Raw genomic sequence first — 17,562 nt, 5'->3', positions numbered from 1 at the left:
GTACTTCACGGTCTCTCCTCCGCTTCCGGCACCGGCTCTCCGGCGCCCTCAACGGAGACGTCGGAGCCGCCGCCCCGTCCCGGACACCGGCCCGCGGCCGGATCTCGAACCGGCTCGCCATTCTCCCCGACTCCGGCGACGCACAGGGCGAAGTCGCCCGGCGGGTCGGTCCACCAGTGCTCCACGGCGAACCCGGCGCCCTCCAGCTCGGCGCGCACGCCCGCGAGCCGGAACTTGGCGGAGATCTCGGTACGGATCTCCTCCCCCGCCGCGAAGTCCAGCTCCAGGTCCAGGTCGGGGATGCGCACCCGCTGGCCGGTCGCGGAGCGCAGGCGCATCTCCATCCACTCGGCCTCGGCGTCCCAGACGGCGACGTGCTCGAACGCCTCGGGCACGAAGTCCGCGCCCAGCTCCCGGTTGACGACGCGCAGCACGTTCCGGTTGAACTCGGCGGTGACCCCCTGCGCGTCGTCGTAGGCCGCGAGCAGCCGGACCGGGTCCTTGACCAGGTCGAACCCGAGCAGCAGGGAGTCGCCGGGCCCCAGTGCCGCGCGCAGTCCCCCGTAGAACGACCGGCGCTCCGCCGGGGACAGGTTGCCGACGGTCGAGCCCAGGAAGGCGACCAGTCTCCTGCCCCCGTCCGGCAGGACGTCCAGGTGCCGTTCGAAGTCGGCGACGATCGCCCGCACGGACAGGCCGGGGTACTCGGCGCCGATCCGCCGGGCGGAGGCGACCAGGAAGTCACCGCTGACGTCGACCGGCACGTACCGCCGGAGCGTGCCGGCCGAGCGCAGCGCGCCGAGCAGCAGCCGGGTCTTCTCCCCCGAGCCCGCACCCAGCTCGATGAGCGTGTCGGCCCCGGTCGCGGCGGCGACCTCGGCCGCCCGCCCGCGCAGGATCGCCTTCTCGGCGCGGGTGAGGTAGTACTCCTCCAGCCGGGTGATCTCCTCGAACAGCCCGCTGCCGCGCTCGTCGTAGAACCACTTGGGCGGCAGCGTCCGGGGAGCGGCGGCCAGCCCGTCGTACACGTCCCGGCGGAGCGACTTGGCCAGGTCGTCCGGGGTCAGGTGGCGCTCGACAACGGGTTCGGACATGCGATCTCCTTGATCGGGCGGATGACGGCGCCGTGCGCGTCCGCGGTGACGAGGGAGCCGTCGGGGACCGGCCGCCAGCGGGCGTCGTCGTCGAAGGGTTCGGAGGCGATGACCACGGATTCGCCGTCGCACCGCAGGTACAGGCTGTCGCCGCAGGCGGTGGCGGCCAGCCGTACGCCGTCGGTGGCGAGCAGGTTGTAGCGGCCGGGCGCGAGCGCGGCGGCCCGGGCGGCGACCGACGCGAGCGCGCCGTCCAGCGGACTCCCCCGCCGCCAGAGCCGTACGGCCATGGCGAACAGCAGCGCGGAGTCGACGGGGGCGCGGGCGTCGGGGACGCCGCTCTCGCCGAGGCCGCGCAGCCGCTCCTCCACCGCGGCGAAGGCGTCGATCCTGCCGTTGTGGCTGAACAGCCGGTCGTCGCAGGTGAACGGCTGGGCGCAGGACTCGTCGACGGGGAAGCCCGGGGTGGCGCTGCGCACCGCCGCCAGCACGCAGGCCGACGAGACCACCTGCGCGACCTCGGCGAAGGAGGCGTCCGCCCACATCGGCGCGGCCCTGCGGTAGCGGACCGGGCGGGCGCGGCCGGGGTGGTACCAGCCCACCCCGTACCCGTCGGCGTTGACCAGCCCGTGTTTCTGGCGGCGCGGGGCGTAGGACTGGGTGAGCAGGGAGTGCTCCGGGACGTGCAGCAGTTCGTGCAGCGTGACGGGCGGCCCGAGGTAGGCCAGGTGGCGGCACATCTAGGCGGCGTCCCGGGCGCAGCGGAACCCGGCGAAGATCTGCCTGCGGATCGGGTAGTCCCAGTTGCGGAACGTGGCCCGGGCCACCGACGGGTGGGTCGCCCACGAGCCGCCGCGCAGCACCTTGTACCCCGTGCCGAAGAACACCTCGGAGTACTCCGCGTAGGGGAAGACCGCGAACCCGGGGTAGCCGGTGAAGTCGGTCGAGGTCCACTCCCACACGTCGCCGATCATCTGCCGGCAGCCGTACGGCGAGGCCCCCGCGGGGAACGCGCCCGCCGGGGCGGGGCCCAGCCTGCGCTGGCCCAGGTTGGCGTGGTCCGGTCCGGGATCGGCGTCGCCCCAGGGGAAGCGGCGGGAGGTCCCGGTCGCGGGGTCGAACCGGGCCGCCTTCTCCCACTCGGCCTCCGTGGGCAGCCGCTTGCCGGCCCAGCGGGCGTAGGCGTCCGCCTCGTACCAGCACACGTGCTGCACCGGCTCGTCCGGCGGGAGCGGCTCGGTCCGGCCGAAGCGGCGCCGCGTCCACTGCCCGCCCTCCCGCGCCCAGAAGGCCGGGGTCCGCTTCCCCGACCGGTTGCGCCACTCCCACCCGGCGGGCGTCCACCAGCGGGGGTGGTCGTACCCGCCGTCCGCCACGAACTCCAGGTAGGCGCGGTTGGCGACCGGGGCGGCGTCGATCCAGTAGGCGGGCAGGTGCACGGTGTGGGCGGGGCGCTCGTTGTCGTAGGACCAGGGGTCGCCTCCCCCGGCCCCTCCCCCGTCCGTGCCCATCGTGAAGGGGCCCTCCCCGACGAGGACCTCCGCCGGCCCGGGAGGGGCGCCGGGCACCGGAGCGGGCCGTTCGTCCAGCACCGGGCCGCCCCGGCGGAGCTGGTGGGTGGCGAGCATCGTCTCGTCGTGCTGGTGCTCGTGCTGGACGACCATCCCGTAGACGAAGCCGCCCGCCAGCAGCGGCCGGTCGGGGGTGAACCGGACCCGGCCGAGGGAGTCCAGCACCCGCGAGCGCACCTGGTCGAGGTAGCTCCGCGCCTCGCGCGGCGGCAGCAGGGGCAGCGCGACCCGGTCCGCCCGGGGGTGCTCGAAGGCGTCGTAGAGCCGGTCGATCTCCGGCCGGAGCGGCGCGTCCCCGGCCGCGGCCCGCACCAGCCACTGCTCCTCGTAGTTGCCGACGTGGGCCAGGTCCCACACCAGCGGGGACATCAGCGGCGAGTGCTGGGCCGTCAGCTCCCCGGTGTCCAGGACGTCCACGGTCAGCCCGAGGCTGCGCCGCCGTACGGCCTCCAGTTCGGCGGCGACGCGCTCCTTGATCCCGTCCTCGGTGCTCATGTCCGCGGTGGTCGTGTCCGCGCTGTTCACGCCTTCGGTGGTCACATCCTCGGTGGTCAAGTCGGCACCTCGCAGAGCAGGTCGTCGGCCGGGCACCGGCCGGGTTCGACGTAGCGTTCGATGTAGGCGTCCACCAGGGGCACCAGGTCGGCGGCCCCGATCCGGGGCAGGGCGTCGCGGGCCGCTGCGAAGCAGGTCCGCGCCGCCCGGGCGAGCCCCGGCCCGCCCGGTCCGGTGCGGGCCGCGTCCTCCCAGGCGTCCGGGGGCAGGGGTTCGACGGCCTCGGCGCACGCGTCCGCGGCCCGGGGGTCGTCGGTCAGGGCGGCCGCGACGGCGAGCGGCACCGGCCACCACGGTTCGGGCAGGGCGTCGATCATCCGCAGCTCGAACCAGCCGCGCGGCCGGACCGGCGGGAACAGCGTGCTCAGGTGGTAGTCGAGGTCGTCGGCCGTCGGCCGGCCGTACCGGCCTCCCCCGAGCCAGTCCCGGAAGGTGAGGCCCGGGTCGACGGCCCACGGGCCGTCCCGCCGCCGCACGGCCATGACCCGCGCGTCGAGCGCGTAGCGCGCCCAGGCCGCCGCCGGGTCGGGGCCGCCGTCCGGCACGGTACGGCTGCGCGACGGGTCGAGCGCCGCCCAGAGGGCCTGCCGGGTGGAGCGCCGGCCGGTGGGGCGCCCCCGCCACAGGGGCGAGTTGGCGAACGCCGCCACCAGCACCGGCCCCAGCCGGTGCAGCAGCCGCCAGCGGGCGCGCGCGTCGGCGGGGTCGCTGCCGATGTCGAGGCAGACCTGGATGGAGGCGGTGCAGCACATCATGGCGCGCCCGGCCGCGTTGCGGGCGTCGAAGTACGCCTCCATCGCGGTGTACCGGGGGAGGTCCAGCTGCCGCAGGGGGGATCTGTGCGGATCCAGCCCGTATCCGGTGCGGCGCAGTCCCGCGACGGCCAGGTGCGGGTCCAGGTGGCGCAGATCGGCCTCGAGGGCCCGGCGCGCGGCGGCCGGACCGGGCAGGGGCGGGGAGCTGAGCTCCAGCTGGCCGCCGGGTTCGTAGGTGACGGCGCTGCCCGAGGGCAGCGGGGAGGCCGCCTGGACGGCGGCGGTGAGGCGGGGCAGGGGGACGTGCTCGCCGGGTCTGGCCGGATCGGTGACCAGCCATTCCGACTCGATGCCGGTCAGCCCGGGCGGGCCGGTCTTGAAGCAGATCCCGTGGACATGGTCGTAGACGTCGTCTTCGGTGAGAAAGGACATGCCACCTCCCGTCCGGCACACGGTCTCCACCATCTCCCAGGGACCGGAGCAAGACAAGATCTCAGAAGAACATCGCGTCCGCCTCGCCGATCGACGCCGCCCCCGTCCCGATGATCCTTCGAGGCGCGCGTCGCGATCGAGGCGGTCGGGGCCGCCGGAAGCCGGGCGCCCCTGCGTTCCTCCGGCCCGACCGCGCACCGCGGCTCCCGCACACGCCCGTCAGCTGGTGAAACGTCCCTCACGGGTGTACCTGCACGCCCCGCTGAGGCAGTTGGGGCTGGACCCCCAGCCGTCGTCGTAGGTGACCTTGCGGTGGCGCTTGACCGTGCCCTTGACCTTTTCCGACTGAAGCCCCGGGCCGACCTTCACGTCCGCGTGCTTCCACCAACCGGTGCCGTTCCAGTAGTACAGCCGGTGCCGGGCCCACAGATGACTCGGTGAGCCCGCCGGCAGGCAGTTGAAGACGAAGCTCTCCGCACGACGCTCCTTGAAACCGCCGAAGTCGAGGGTGGTGTACGACTTGGGAGCCAGGCCTGCCTGGGCGTTGTCGTGCCAGAGGTGCCAGCCCCAGTGTTCGGCGGTGCACGACGCGGAGAGCACGGCGCCGGCCGGAGCGGTCAGGCCGCGTACGGTGACCGGCTCGCTGGTGATCCGCCGCCCCTGCAGCTCGGCGGGGAGGTCGGTGCCGTGGTCCTCGACGAGGCGCCGGGGCACCGGCACGTCGGACGGGGTGATCTCCAGGTAGGTCTGCAGGTAACTGTTGCTCCGCTCCCAGTCGATGAGCGGCGCGCCGCCGATGATCCCGAGCTGGGACATCCCCACTTCGTTGGAGGGCCGGCTGTCGGAGAAGCTCACGGTGAGACCGGTCGTGTACTCGATGTGCGCCAGGGGGATCTCCCTGTCGCTCTCCTCGGGTTCGGCCACGGCCGGGGAGGAGGTGAGCACCATCGTGGCGGCGATCGCTGCGATCAGTTTCATGTCACTCCTTGCGGTTGGAGTCGCCCGAGCAGAACGTTAGGCACCGGCTCTTGTCCGTGACCATGTAAAAGTCCTCACTGGGACCACTTCGCCGGGGTCGACCCGCTGACCGGCCCGGAGCGGTCGATCACCTACCGCGCCGACGAGCGGGGGGCCGCTCAGCGGAGGTCCAGGACGAGCAGGCCGTCCTCCTCCCGGACCTCGGAGCCCAGGGCCGCGCAGGCGGCGGTGAACCGGTCCCGGATCCACTCCCGGTCCCCGCCGCGGGCCGGGCCGGTGCGGCCGTACTCCAGTCTGAGCGGCACCGCGCGCAGCCGTACCGGTCCCCGCCCGTCCAGGGTGACCAGGAAGAGCAGGCCCAGGTCGTTGCGGAGGTCCGGGTCGGCGTAGTAGTCGTCGACGAAGTCACCGAGGTCGTACAGGACGGGCGGGGCGACGCCGTGGAACAGGTGCGCCGAGTGGCCCGCGACCAGGTCCGCCCCCGCGGCGACCAGCGTCCCGGCGGCGGAGCGCACGTACGGCAGGGGCTCCGTGGTCATGTTGGGTCCCCAGTGCGGGGTGACCAGCACGAGGTCGGCCTTCTCCCGCAGCGCGCCGATCCGGTCGGTCAGCCAGGACGGGACGCCGTACGGCAGGCCGGCGTAGGCGACCCCGGGGGTGTCCGGGCCCGCGGCGAAGTCGTCCGGGTGGTCGGTGACGCCGAGCACGCCGATCCGCAGACCGCCCGCCGCCAGGACCGCGCCCGCCCTGGCCTCCTCCTCCGTCGCCCCGGCCCCCACCGTCCGGATCCCGGCCCGGTCCAGGTGGCCGAGGGTGTCCAGCAGCGCGGTGCGCCCGTAGTCCAGCGCGTGGTTGTTGGCCAGCGTGACGCATCCGACCCCGAGCCCGGCGAGCAGCCCCGCGGCCCGCGGCGGGGCCCGGAAGTGGAACGGCTTGCCCGGCGCGTCCCAGGGCTCGCCCCGGGCGGAGACGCAGCACTCCAGGTTGAGCACGACGAGGTCGGCCGCGGCGAGGTGCGCGCGGATCTCGCCGGACAGGTGGTCCGCGGGCCCGGCCAGCAGCTCGCCGACGCCGCGCCCGAGCATGGTGTCCCCCGCCAGGGCGAGGGTGGCGGTCGCGGAGGTCACGGAGGCCGTCACGGAGGCCGTCTCAGAGGTCACGGAGGTCATCGTCCCTCCCGGTCGAGGGCTCCCTGCGCCCTTACCCGCTCTCACCGGAACGATTCCCCCGCGCCCGCCGGGAGGGCGGCCGGAGGGAATACGCTCTCGTTCTGTAGCGCTGAGGAAAGTTGAAAGTTCAACGATATGGAGGACGGTGAGCACGATGCAGTTCGGGATCTTCACCGTAGGCGACGTCACCACGGACCCGACCACGGGCAGGACGCCGAGCGAACATGAGCGGATCAAGGCGATGGTGGCCATCGCCCTCAAGGCGGAGGAGGTCGGCCTGGACGTCTTCGCCACCGGCGAGCACCACAACCCGCCCTTCGTGCCGTCGTCGCCGACGACCATGCTCGGCTACATCGCCGCCCGGACCGAACGGCTCATCCTCTCCACCGCCACGACCCTGATCACGACCAACGACCCGGTCAAGATCGCCGAAGACTACGCCATGCTGCAGCACCTGGCCGACGGGCGCGTCGACCTGATGATGGGCCGCGGCAACACCGGGCCGGTCTACCCCTGGTTCGGGCAGGACATCCGGCAGGGCATCCCGCTGGCCGTCGAGAACTACGCGCTGCTGCACAGGCTCTGGCGCGAGGACGTCGTGGACTGGCAGGGGCGCTTCCGCACCGCCCTGCAGGGCTTCACCTCGACCCCCCGGCCGCTCGACGGGGTCCCGCCGTTCGTCTGGCACGGCTCGATCCGCAGCCCGGAGATCGCCGAGCAGGCGGCCTACTACGGCGACGGGTTCTTCGCCAACAACATCTTCTGGCCGAAGGAGCACTTCATCCGGCTGATCGGCCTCTACCGGGAGCGCTTCGCCCACTACGGCCACGGCACCCCGGAGCAGGCGATCGTCGGGCTCGGCGGCCAGGTGTTCATGCGGAAGAACTCCCAGGACGCGGTACGCGAGTTCCGCCCCTACTTCGACAACGCCCCGGTGTACGGCCACGGCCCGTCGCTGGAGGAGTTCACGGCCGAGACCCCGCTCACCGTGGGCAGCCCGCAGCAGGTGATCGACCGGACGCTGACCTTCCGCGAGTCCTTCGGCGACTACCAGCGCCAGCTGTTCCTGATGGACCACGCCGGCCTGCCGCTGAAGACCGTGCTGGAGCAGCTCGACATCCTCGGCGAGGAGGTCGTGCCGGTGCTCCGCAGGGAGTTCGCCGCCCGCCGTCCCGCCGGTGTGCCGGACGGCCCCACCCACGCGGCCCTGGTCGCCCGCCGTACCGCCGGGACCGCCGGGGAGACCCCCGTCCCCACAGGTCCCGCCGCCTGATCCGCCGTACCGCCGGGGAGACCCCCGGCCCCGCCGCCTGATCCACCCTCCCGCACCCACCGCACTGGAGAACCCGATGGAAACCCTGAAGATCGTGGCCGTCTCGGCCGGTCTCGGCCGGCCCTCGTCGACGCGGCTGCTGGCCGACCGGCTCGCCGGGGCGGTCCGCGCACAGCTGGCCGGAGAGCGGGCGGTGGAGGTACGCGTGGTGGAGCTGCGCGACCTGGCCGTCGACATCGCCAACAACCTGGTGACCGGGTTCCCCGGCGCCGCGCTGCGCGAGGCGGTCGAGGCGGTGGCGGAGGCGGACGGCCTCATCGCCGTGACGCCGATCTTCACCGCCTCCTACAGCGGGCTCTTCAAGTCGTTCTTCGACGTGATCGAGAACACCGCGCTCACCGGCAAGCCCGTACTCATCGCGGCGACCGGCGGCACGGCGCGCCACTCGCTCGCCCTGGAGCACGCGCTCCGCCCGCTCTTCGCCTACCTGCGCGCGGTCGTCGTCCCCACCGCGGTCTACGCCGCGTCCGAGGACTGGGGTTCGGCCGGGGACGCGGGCGCCGACGGCCTCGCCGCCCGGATCGACCGCGCGGCGGAGGAACTGGCCGCCCTGGTGACGGGCCGGTCCGGATCTGGATCCAGCCCCGCCCCGCGGGCCTCCGACCCCTACGATGCCGTCGTCCCCTTCGAGCAGCAGCTCGCGGCGTTGCGCCCCTGACCGGGAGCCGCGCGGCAGGGCCCCTGCCCGCCGCCGATGCGGGACGACACCGCCGGCGCGGCGCTCCCGCCGACCGGCCCGCGGGCCCCGCGTCCCGGCCCCGCCAGGGCCGGGACGGCCGCTACGCCTGCTTCGCCCCGCCGCGGGCGGCGGCGACGAACTCCCGGATGAGCCCGGAGTCCTTCACGCCGGGCGCGACCTCCACCCCGCTCGACACGTCGACCCCCCACGGGCGGGCCTCGGTGATCGCGCGGGCCACGTTCGACGGGTCGAGGCCTCCGGCCAGCATCCAGCGGCCCTCCGGGCGCCCGCGCACCGCAGACCAGTCCCACGGCTCGCCCGAACCCGGCCGGGGCGCGTCGACGATCAGCAGATCCTCGTCGAAGGCGCCGCAGCGCAGGTCCGCGCCCGCCGCGCCCGCGCGCACCAGCGTGAGGCCGAGGTCCTTCAGCGCGGTGAAGTCCCCGTGCGGATGAGCGCCGTGCAACTGGACGGCGCGCACCCCGGACTCCAACGCGGCCGCCCGCACCTCCTCCGGCGCCTCTCCGGCGAACACCGCCACGGTCAGGACGTGCGCGGGCACCGCCGCGGCCAGCTCACGCGCATGCTCCGGGGTGATCCGCCGGGGACTGCGGGTGAGGACGAAACCGATCGCGTCCGCGCCCGCCTCGACCGCCGCGGCCACATGCCCGGGCTCTCGCAGCCCGCAGATCTTCACGTACACGCTGTGCACCCTAAGGCCTGTCCCGTGGATCCACACGCATAGGGCCGCCTCGGCGCCGGATCGCGGCCGTCGCCCGCCGACGGCACCCCATCCGTCCGTCGCCCGCCCACGACATCTCGTCGTCCATCGTTCGTCGGCAGCCCCTCGCCCGTCGGTCGGCGTGTGGGCGGCCACGGAGCCACGGTCCTTGACAGGCCGCGATCCGGCACGCTAAAAAACCATCTGGTTATAAAACCGAAAGGTAATCAACATGGCTGCCGACGTTCTCGACGCGACGTTCGCCGCGCTGGCCGACCCCACCCGGCGGGCGATCCTCGCCCGGCTGATGGAGGGCGAGGCCACGGTGACCGAGCTGGCCGCGCCGTTCACGATGAGCCAGCCGGGCATCTCCAAGCACCTGCGGGTGCTGGAGCGCGCCGGACTGGTCTCCCGGGGGCGCGACGCGCAGCGCAGGCCCTGCCGGCTGGAGGCCGCCCCGCTCAAGGAGGCCGTCGACTGGCTGGCGGGCTACCGCTCCTACTGGGAGGAGAGCTACCGGCGGCTGGACGCCCTGCTCGACGAGCTCGGCCACGAAGGGCCGGACGCCCCCGAGCGGGAGACCCCGTGACGCCGCGGCGGGAACAGGGCGAGGGCCTGACGGTGCGGGCGCTGCCCGGCACCGGCCTCGTGCTCACCAGGACCTTCGCCGCACCCCGCCGGCTCGTCTTCGACGCCTTCACCCGGCCCGAGCTGCTCCGGCGGTGGCACGGCGCGCGCGGCTGGCACCTCGTCGTCTGCGAGGTCGACCTGCGTCCGAGCGGCGCCTGGCGCTTCGTGTCGCGCGGGCCGGACGGCGCCGAGATGGGCCTCGGCGGGGTGTTCCACGAGGTCGACGCGCCCGGCCGACTGGTCCAGAGCGAGGTCCACGACGGCTGGGAGGAGGGCGAAGCCCTCGTCACGACCGTCTTCGACGAGCGGGACGGCCGGACCGCGATGACCACCACGGCACACTACCCCTCGCGGGAGATCCGCGACAGCGTGCTCCGCACCCCCATGGAACGCGGCGCGGGTGAGGCGTACGAACGCCTCGCGGGGGTGCTCACCGAGATGACCATGAAAGGCGAACCTCGATGACCGACATCCAGCCCACTCCGGCCCGGCCCGCGCAGACGGAGATCCCGGCCGACGTCGCCGACGTCCCGGCGGACCCGGCCGCGCCGCCGGTCCGCCCCGGCATGTTCCTCCTCGAGCTCGTCCCGGTGCCCGTCACCGACATCGACCGGGCCAAGGCCTTCTACGCCGACCGCCTCGGCTTCCAGGTGGACGTCGACGTGCGGCCCGCGGACGGGGTCCGCGTCGTCCAGCTGACCCCGCCGGGCTCGGCCTGCTCGATCACCCTGACCGAGGGCATCGACTCCCTCGACATGCCGGCCGGCACGTTGCGCGGCCTGCACCTGGTGGTGAGCGACATCGAGAAGGCCCGCATGGAGCTCATCGAGCGCGGCACCGACGTGGAACCGGTCGAGGATCTGGGCGGCGTCCACTACGCCCGTTTCGCCGACCCGGACGGCAACACCTGGACGCTCCAGCACATGCCCTGGCGCGTCTGACGGCTTCCGGCACGGGGATCGGCCCGGCACGGGGATCGGCGGACGGGGCGTCCCGGTCGTCCTGGCATCTGGCAGCATGCAGGATGTATGTTGCGATTCCCCCTCGGGGGCCAGAACGAGCAGGTTGACCACGGTCGAGGATCCGTTGACGGACGAACTGGCGGGCGCGTTCCTCCGGCAGCACCGCCGCTACACGAGCCACCAGGTGGCCGCGATGGCCGGCGTGCCGATGTACCGCGCGCGGCGGTTCTGGCGCGCCTTCGGCTTCGCCAACGTCCCGGACGACGCGGTGGAGTTCACCGACTCCGACGTCGAGGCGCTCCGGACGCTGGTCGGCCTGGTCCGCGACGGGACCTACGACGAGGAGCACGCGCTCCTGGTGACCCGGTCGCTGGGCAGGGCCACCGCCCGGCTGGCCGAGTCGCAGGCCGTACTCGGGGCCGAGGTCCTCGACCAGGCCGGCGTCCCGCTCGGCGAGCGCGCGTCCGCCTGGCGGACGCGGGCGGACCGGGTGGTGCCGGACCTGGAGCAGCTGCTGGTCTACGCCTGGCGGCGGCAGCTGGCCGCCGCGGCGGGCCGCGTCGTGGACCAGGAGACGAGCACCGTACGGCTGGCCGTGGGCTTCGCCGACCTGGTCGGGTTCACCCGGCTGAGCCGCCAGATCACCGAGACGGAGCTGGCCCGCCTCGTCGAGCGCTTCGAGAGCCGGTCGGCCGACGTGGTCACCTCCTCGGAGGGCCGGGTGGTGAAGACGCTCGGCGACTCGGTGCTGTTCGTCGCCGACACCTCCGCCGCGGCGGCCGAGATCGCCCTGCGGCTCGTGGAGGTCCACGCCCGGACCAGGGGCATGCCCGCCCTGCGGGTGGGGCTGGCCGTCGGTCAGGTGATCGGCCGCATGGGCGACGTGTTCGGCACCACGGTCAACCTGGCCAGCAGGCTCACCGCGCTCGCCCCCGCCGACGCCGTGCTCGCCGGGCCCGCGGTGGCCGAGGAACTGGAGGGCGACGCCTCCTTCGAGCTGCGGCCGGTGAACCCGCTCACCGTGCGCGGGATGGGCGAGCTGGTCCCGTACGTCATCGCCCGGGGCCGACCCGCCTCCACGCCGGCCGGATGATCCCTCTCCCTGACACGGAACGCACCCCGGCCGGACGATCCCCCTCCCGGACACGGAACGCACCCGGGCGGGAGGGAGCCGGACACCACCCCGACCTTCAGGCCGACTGAAGCTTCAGTTAGGCTTCAGGCATTCTGAAGGCAGGGGTCCGCGGACCGCGCTCTTCCGTGGTGCGCCCTCCTGCCGCCATCGCCTCCGCGCCGGCGGAGCCGGCCGTCCGGCGCCGCTTCCGCGGCGCCCGGCGGCCACACGGAAGGGACGACTCCGATGGAATCCTACGGCGACCTGCCGTTTCCTCGCACCGACCTCGCCCTGAACGCGATGCGCTTCGCCCGCGGCATCGAGGACCCCGCGATCTTCAACCACAGCATGCGCACCTACCTCTACGGCCGTTTCATCGGCGAGGAGCAGGGCCTGCGGCCCGGCCGCGACTATGACGACGAACTGCTGTTCCTGGGTTGCGTGCTCCACGACGTCGGCCTCAGCGACGAGGGCAACGGCGGCCGGCGCTTCGAACTCGACGGCGCCGACCTGGCGGCCGGCTTCCTCCGCGAGCAGGGGGTGGCGTCCGACAGGGTCGAGGTCGTCTGGGACGCGGTCGCCCTGCATCTGTGCTACGACATCGCCCTGCGCAAGCGGCCGGAGATCGCGCTGGTCACCGCCGGCGCAGGCTTCGATCTCGGCCCCGGCGGGCCGTACAGCCTCCCGGACGGCTACGCCGACCGCGTCCACGCGGTGCTGCCCCGCCTGCACGCCGCGGCCGTCCTGTACGACGCGATCGTCGGCCAGGCGGCCGGCAACCCGCACAAGGCTCCGCCGTACACCATGCCCGGCGAGCTCCTCCGGCAGCGGACCGGCGAGGAGTGGCCCACCTGGCACGGGCTGATGACCCAGGAGCCGAGCTGGCACGACTACGACGGCTACCGGCCGCAGCCGTGACCCCCGATGGATTCAGAGTGCCTGGAGGAAACGGGCGGCGACCGGGGCCGCCACGGCGGCGCCGCTCCCGCCGTTCCGGACGAGCACCGCGAAGGCCAGGTCGCCCCGGTAGCCGATGAACCAGGCGTGGGAGGGCATGCCGGTGACCTCCGCGGTGCCGGTCTTGCCCGCCGTACCGGGGGGCAGCCCCGCCCTGGCGGCCGTGCCCCGGGTGACCGCGGCGTCCATCATCGCCCGCAGGCCGGCCGCCACACCCTCGTCCAGCGGCACCGGGGCGGGAACGTCGGCGGGCGGCTGCTCGGTGGTGATCGCGGGCCTCCAGGTGCCGCTCGCGACCGCGGCGGCGACCTCGGCCATGCACAGCGGGCTGGCCAGCACCGAGTGCTGGCCGATGGCGTCGGCCCCGAGGTCGTCCGCGGTGACGGCGTCCCGGATGCGGCAGGTGCTCGCGCCCGGCTTCTCCCGGAAGCCGAACCGGTCGGCGGCCTCGGCGCGGAGCCCGCCGCCGCGGAGCCGCTCGTGGGCCTGCTGGGCGAAGGTGGTGTTGCAGGAGAGCGCGAAGGCCGTGGCCAGGGACACGGTGCCGTGGTCGGCGCCGCCGTCGTTGTCGAAGTGCCGGCCGTTGGGGAGGGTGTAGCCCCCCGGGCACGGGACCGGGGAGTCCGGGGTCAGGCCGGTGCGCAGCAGCGCGGCGGCGGTCACCGCCTTGAACGTCGAGCCCGGCGGGTAGAGACCCGCGAACGCCCCCTTGGCGCCCAGCGTGTCCGCCACCGCGCGCACCTGGCCGGTCGGCACGTCCACGGCCACGATCGCGGCGGGCTGCCCGACGCCGTCCAGGGCGCGGGCGGCGGCGGCCTGCACGGCCCGGGAGATCGTGGTCCGCGTGCCCGGCACCTCGGGGGCGCGGGCGGCCAGCAGCACCCGGCCCGAGGGCTCCTCCACCAGTTCCACGTCGACCGCCGTGCCCTCCAGCCCGGTGTAGTGGTCGCCCGCCCTGCTGTCGCGGGGGAACGGCAGGCCCTCGCGGGTGAGCGTGGCGGGCCGGGGCACCGGGGTCTCCCTGCGGCGCAGGGTCCCGCCGCCGGCGAGCGCGGGGTGCAGGGTCTCCGGCGACCAGAGCACCTTCCAGGAGCCATCCCGCCGCGCCAGGCGCAGGACCGACGAGAACTCCCACCGGCCCAGCCCCGCGACCTCCCGCGCCCCGGAGAAGGGGACCTCGGCGGTGTCCCCGCCGCCGGACGCGGCGCCGGGGGTCAGGGAGACCGACGTGACCCGCAGCTCGGCGCTGAACCTGCGGTGCCGCTCGGCGAAGTCGGGGGGCGGGTCGGCGACCAGGCCCGCCATGGCGGTCAGGTCACCGGCCCGCCAGGCGTCGAAGTACCTCGCCGCGACCGGCCCGGGTCCCTCCGGCGGCGCGGGTGCGGGTGTCGGGGGCGCGGACGCCGCAGGGGCGGGTGTCGGGGGCGCGGGTGCCGGAGACGTGGCAGGCGCGGGTGTGAACACGGCGGACGGGGCGGGCTCGGAGTCCGGGACCGGCGAGAGCTCCATGACCCGGGTGCGGGCCGGGCCCGGGCGGGACCGCTCGGCTGCGCCCACGCCGTCACCGGCGTCCCCGGCGTCCGCTCCGGCCACCAGCGAGTAGAGCCCGAACAGGACGATCGCGATCGCCACGGCGATCAACGCGAGGAACCGCCGGTCCCGCATCGCGTCCATGTTCCCCGTGCCCCGTTCCCCGTTGACATGCGCCGAGGAGAAGATCGTAGAACGGCAGGTGATCAGGGACCATGATTTTCCTTGATTGTTCCGCTTTTCATATGTGATAGGCGGTCATTTCAGGTCCGGTGAACTCACCCGGCGCGCCAGAGTCCTTCCTCGATGCGGGTGCATGAGCCGGCCGATGAACCCGTGTTCATAGACGTTCGATGACGGTGACGTTGGCCTGGCCGCCGCCCTCGCACATGGTCTGCAGGCCGTACCGGCCGCCGGTGCGCTCCAGCTCGTGCAGGAGCGTCGTCATCAGCCGGGCGCCGGTGGCCCCGAGCGGGTGGCCCAGCGCGATCGCGCCGCCGTTCGGGTTGACCCGCGCCGGGTCGGCGCCCGTCTCCTTCAGCCAGGCCAGCACGACCGGGGCGAACGCCTCGTTGATCTCCACCACGTCGACGTCGCCGATCGCCATGCCCGCCTTCCCCAGCGCGTACGCCGTGGCGGGGATCGGCGCCGAGAGCATCCGGATCGGGTCCTCCCCGCGCGCGGAGAGGTGGTGGACGCGGGCGCGGGGACGCAGGCCGTGGACGCGCACCGCCTCCTCGGAGGCGATCAGCAGGGCCGCGGCGCCGTCGGAGATCTGCGAGGCCAGCGCCGCGGTCAGCCGGCCGCCCTGCACCAGGGGCCGCAGCCCGGCCATCCTCTCGGGCGAGGTGTCGCGGCGCGGCCCCTCGTCGTGCTCGACGCCCTCCAGCGGCGCGGTCTCCCGGGTGAACCGCCCCGTGTCGATCGCCCGGACCGCCCGCCGGTGCGACTCGCAGGCGAAGGCCTCCATCTCCTCGCGGGAGACGCCCCAGTGCTCGGCGATCATCTCGGCGCCGCGGAACTGGGAGACCTCCTGCTCGCCGTACCGGGCCCGCCAGCCCTTCGAGCCGGTGAAGGGCGTGTCGAAGCCGAGCGCCTGCCCGGCGGTCATCGCGTGGCCGATGGGGATCTGCGACATGCTCTGCACGCCGCCGGCCACCACCAGGTCGGCGGTGCCGGAGAGCACGGCCTGCGCGGCGAAGTGCACCGCCTGCTGCGAGGAGCCGCACTGCCGGTCGACCGTGACGCCGGGCACCTCCTCCGGCAGGCCGGCCGCCAGCCAGCAGGTGCGGGCGACGTCCCCGGCCTGCGGGCCGACCGTGTCCACGCACCCGAAGACCACGTCCTCCACCGCGGCCGGGTCGACCCCGGAGCGCTCCATCAGCGCGGTCAGCACGTGCGCGCCCAGGTCGGCGGGGTGCACCCCGGACAGGCCGCCGCCGCGCCGCCCCACGGGGGTGCGGACCGCCTCGACGATGTAGGCCTCCGCCGTCCGGGAGGCCGCTCGGGGTGCCGTTCGGGGGGTCGTCCGGCTGGCCACGGTGAACTCCTCAGGTCTCCAGGATCCCTTCCAGGACCATCACGATGTACTGCCGGGCGATCTCGTCCGCGCTCAGCGGGCCGTCGCTCCGGTACCAGCTCGCGGCCACCCAGACGGTGTCGCGGATGAAGCGGTAGATCAGGCCGGTGTCGAGGTCGGCGCGGAACTCCCCGTCGAGGACGCCTCGGTCCAGCACCGAGAGCCACATCTCACGGAAGCGCCGCATGGAGTCGAGCAGGTAGGAGAAGCGCGGGCTCGCCGCCAGGTGCCTGGACTCGTTCTGGTAGATCATGACCGCCGGGCGGTACAGGTCGATCATCCGGAACGACTCGGCGACCAGCTGGTGGAAGGTCTCCCGCGCACCGAGCCCCGCGGCGGTGATGCGGTCGTAGGACGCCCACATGTCGGTCAGGAACGTCGAGAGGATCTCGTCGACCATCGACTCCTTGGAGTCGAAGTGGTAGTAGAGGCTGCCGCCGAGTATGCCCGCCGCGTCCGCCACCTCGCGGACCGTGGTGGCGGCGTAACCCCGTGACGCGAACACCTCCGCGGCCGTGGCGAGCAGCTCGGCCCGCCGCCCGGCGCGGGCGGTGGCGGTGCTCTCGGAGTCTCGGCGTCGTGGGCTCATGGGAGACGGACCTCTCAGGGGTGCTGGCTGGAGACGGAGACGACCTCTCCGGTCAGGTAGGAGGAGTAGTCGCTCGCGAGGAAGACGATAACGTTGGCGACCTCCCAGGGCTCCGCCGCGCGCCCGAGCGCCTCCTTGGCGGTGAGCTCGGCCAGCAGCTCCTCGGTGGTCACCCTGACCAGGTTCGCGTGCATGGCCAGCGAGGGCGCCACCGCGTTGACCCGCACGCCGTACGGCGCGGCCTCGACGGCCGCGCACCTGGTCAGCGCCATGACCCCGGCCTTGGCCGCCGCGTAGTGGGCCTGGCCCTCCTGCGCCCGCCAGCCGACCACCGAGGCGTTGTTAACGACCACGCCGCGGCCCCGCGGCTGCATCAGCGCCAGCGCGGCCCGGGTGCAGCGCATGGTCCCGGTCAGCGTCACGTCGAGCACCCGGCTCCACTGCTCGTCGGTCATCTCGACGAGCCTGGCCGTGCCGCCGAGCCCGGCGTTGTTGACCAGCACGTCCACCGGACCCAGGCGCTCCTCGGCGGTCGCGAACAGGGCGCGCACCTGCGCCTCGGAGGTCACGTCGCACGGCACGGCGGTCACCGCCCCGGTCCCGAACTCCTCCTCCAGCGTGGCCAGGGTCCCGGCCAGCCGCCGCTCGTGGGCGTCGCTCACCGCCACCCGGGCGCCCTCCTCCAGCAGGCGGCGGGCGCAGGCGCCGCCGATGCCGGTGCCCGCGGCGGCGGTCACCACCGCGACCCGGCCGCGCAGCAGGCCGTGCCCCGGGACGTACGGCGGCACCCCGGGAGACTCCGGGAACTCCGGGGAGGCCGGGCGTCCCGGCGGCGTCGGTGACGGCTTCACTGCCGCGGGCCCCTCTCCTCGTCGGGCTTCACGTGATTTACTCTACCAAACAGTTGTTAGAAA

The 17,562-nt window shown here is 74.1% G+C and carries 18 protein-coding genes; 7 read left to right on the top strand and 11 right to left on the bottom strand.

The window, feature by feature from the left end; genetic code table 11:
• Positions 1 to 5: 5 nt before the first annotated feature.
• From egtD to HS048_RS18025, 6 genes are all read right to left on the bottom strand, one after another.
• On the bottom strand, positions 6 to 1,094 hold the full coding sequence (gene egtD / locus HS048_RS18050) for an L-histidine N(alpha)-methyltransferase (protein WP_153054528.1): 1,089 nt from the start codon (positions 1,092 to 1,094) through the stop codon (positions 6 to 8).
• On the bottom strand, positions 1,064 to 1,834 hold the full coding sequence (egtC, locus tag HS048_RS18045; protein ID WP_068901672.1) for an ergothioneine biosynthesis protein EgtC: 771 nt from the start codon (positions 1,832 to 1,834) through the stop codon (positions 1,064 to 1,066). The genes egtD and egtC overlap by 31 nt, the downstream gene beginning before the upstream one ends.
• Positions 1,835 to 3,160 (bottom strand): ergothioneine biosynthesis protein EgtB, encoded by a 1,326-nt coding sequence (gene egtB, locus HS048_RS18040; RefSeq protein ID WP_196468022.1) that lies wholly within the window; start codon positions 3,158 to 3,160, stop codon positions 1,835 to 1,837.
• A gap of 56 nt (positions 3,161 to 3,216) precedes the next feature.
• Positions 3,217 to 4,407 carry an ergothioneine biosynthesis glutamate--cysteine ligase EgtA gene (gene egtA, locus HS048_RS18035; protein ID WP_196467573.1) on the bottom strand — a complete coding sequence of 397 codons (1,191 nt, stop codon included), beginning with the start codon at positions 4,405 to 4,407 and terminating at the stop codon, positions 3,217 to 3,219.
• A gap of 219 nt (positions 4,408 to 4,626) precedes the next feature.
• The gene (locus HS048_RS18030; RefSeq protein WP_196467572.1) at positions 4,627 to 5,385 is read right to left on the bottom strand and encodes a hypothetical protein; all 759 of its coding nucleotides are present in this window, start codon (positions 5,383 to 5,385) and stop codon (positions 4,627 to 4,629) included.
• 158 nt (positions 5,386 to 5,543) lie between these two features.
• Positions 5,544 to 6,545 (bottom strand): CapA family protein, encoded by a 1,002-nt coding sequence (locus tag HS048_RS18025; RefSeq protein WP_307832529.1) that lies wholly within the window; start codon positions 6,543 to 6,545, stop codon positions 5,544 to 5,546.
• A gap of 163 nt (positions 6,546 to 6,708) precedes the next feature.
• On the opposite strand from HS048_RS18025, the gene HS048_RS18020 reads away from it, so the two are divergent.
• Both HS048_RS18020 and HS048_RS18015 read left to right on the top strand, forming a co-directional pair.
• Positions 6,709 to 7,827, top strand: a complete 1,119-nt coding sequence (locus HS048_RS18020; protein ID WP_068901940.1) for an LLM class flavin-dependent oxidoreductase — start codon at positions 6,709 to 6,711, stop codon at positions 7,825 to 7,827.
• A 76-nt stretch (positions 7,828 to 7,903) separates the two neighbouring features.
• Positions 7,904 to 8,545 carry an FMN reductase gene (locus HS048_RS18015; RefSeq protein WP_068901678.1) on the top strand — a complete coding sequence of 214 codons (642 nt, stop codon included), beginning with the start codon at positions 7,904 to 7,906 and terminating at the stop codon, positions 8,543 to 8,545.
• 121 nt (positions 8,546 to 8,666) lie between these two features.
• Here HS048_RS18015 and HS048_RS18010 read toward each other — a convergent pair whose 3' ends face one another.
• Positions 8,667 to 9,269 (bottom strand): phosphoribosylanthranilate isomerase, encoded by a 603-nt coding sequence (locus tag HS048_RS18010; protein WP_196467570.1) that lies wholly within the window; start codon positions 9,267 to 9,269, stop codon positions 8,667 to 8,669.
• A 250-nt stretch (positions 9,270 to 9,519) separates the two neighbouring features.
• Here HS048_RS18010 and HS048_RS18005 point away from each other — a divergent pair, with 250 nt between their 5' ends.
• From HS048_RS18005 to HS048_RS17985, 5 genes are all read left to right on the top strand, one after another.
• Positions 9,520 to 9,876: a helix-turn-helix transcriptional regulator gene (locus tag HS048_RS18005; RefSeq protein ID WP_196467569.1), complete on the top strand. Its 357-nt coding sequence runs from the start codon at positions 9,520 to 9,522 to the stop codon at positions 9,874 to 9,876.
• Positions 9,873 to 10,382: an SRPBCC family protein gene (locus HS048_RS18000; protein WP_307832528.1), complete on the top strand. Its 510-nt coding sequence runs from the start codon at positions 9,873 to 9,875 to the stop codon at positions 10,380 to 10,382. The genes HS048_RS18005 and HS048_RS18000 overlap by 4 nt, the downstream gene beginning before the upstream one ends.
• The gene (locus HS048_RS17995; protein ID WP_230880870.1) at positions 10,379 to 10,858 is read left to right on the top strand and encodes a VOC family protein; all 480 of its coding nucleotides are present in this window, start codon (positions 10,379 to 10,381) and stop codon (positions 10,856 to 10,858) included. The genes HS048_RS18000 and HS048_RS17995 overlap by 4 nt, the downstream gene beginning before the upstream one ends.
• A 145-nt stretch (positions 10,859 to 11,003) precedes the next feature.
• Positions 11,004 to 11,972: an adenylate/guanylate cyclase domain-containing protein gene (locus tag HS048_RS17990; protein ID WP_196467568.1), complete on the top strand. Its 969-nt coding sequence runs from the start codon at positions 11,004 to 11,006 to the stop codon at positions 11,970 to 11,972.
• Positions 11,973 to 12,239: 267 nt separating this feature from the next.
• Positions 12,240 to 12,911 carry an HD domain-containing protein gene (locus HS048_RS17985; protein WP_196467567.1) on the top strand — a complete coding sequence of 224 codons (672 nt, stop codon included), beginning with the start codon at positions 12,240 to 12,242 and terminating at the stop codon, positions 12,909 to 12,911.
• 12 nt (positions 12,912 to 12,923) lie between these two features.
• Here the strand turns inward: HS048_RS17985 and HS048_RS17980 are convergent, their stop codons facing one another.
• The 4 genes from HS048_RS17980 to HS048_RS17965 all read right to left on the bottom strand — a co-directional run bounded on the left by HS048_RS17980 (position 12,924) and on the right by HS048_RS17965 (position 17,436).
• Positions 12,924 to 14,624 carry a penicillin-binding transpeptidase domain-containing protein gene (locus HS048_RS17980; RefSeq protein ID WP_196467566.1) on the bottom strand — a complete coding sequence of 567 codons (1,701 nt, stop codon included), beginning with the start codon at positions 14,622 to 14,624 and terminating at the stop codon, positions 12,924 to 12,926.
• A 196-nt stretch (positions 14,625 to 14,820) separates the two neighbouring features.
• Entirely contained in the window at positions 14,821 to 16,020 is a 1,200-nt protein-coding gene (locus HS048_RS17975; protein ID WP_068901688.1) for an acetyl-CoA C-acetyltransferase, read from the bottom strand.
• 10 nt (positions 16,021 to 16,030) lie between these two features.
• Positions 16,031 to 16,648, bottom strand: coding sequence for a TetR/AcrR family transcriptional regulator (locus HS048_RS17970; protein WP_191897848.1), 618 nt, complete (start codon positions 16,646 to 16,648; stop codon positions 16,031 to 16,033).
• Positions 16,649 to 16,662: 14 nt separating this feature from the next.
• Positions 16,663 to 17,436 (bottom strand): SDR family oxidoreductase, encoded by a 774-nt coding sequence (locus tag HS048_RS17965; protein ID WP_196467565.1) that lies wholly within the window; start codon positions 17,434 to 17,436, stop codon positions 16,663 to 16,665.
• Positions 17,437 to 17,562: the final 126 nt, after the last annotated feature.

This window comes from Planomonospora sp. ID91781, from assembly GCF_015711595.1.
In the GTDB taxonomy this organism is placed as follows: domain Bacteria; phylum Actinomycetota; class Actinomycetes; order Streptosporangiales; family Streptosporangiaceae; genus Planomonospora; species Planomonospora parontospora.
This window is presented reverse-complemented; position numbering and strand designations above follow the sequence as displayed.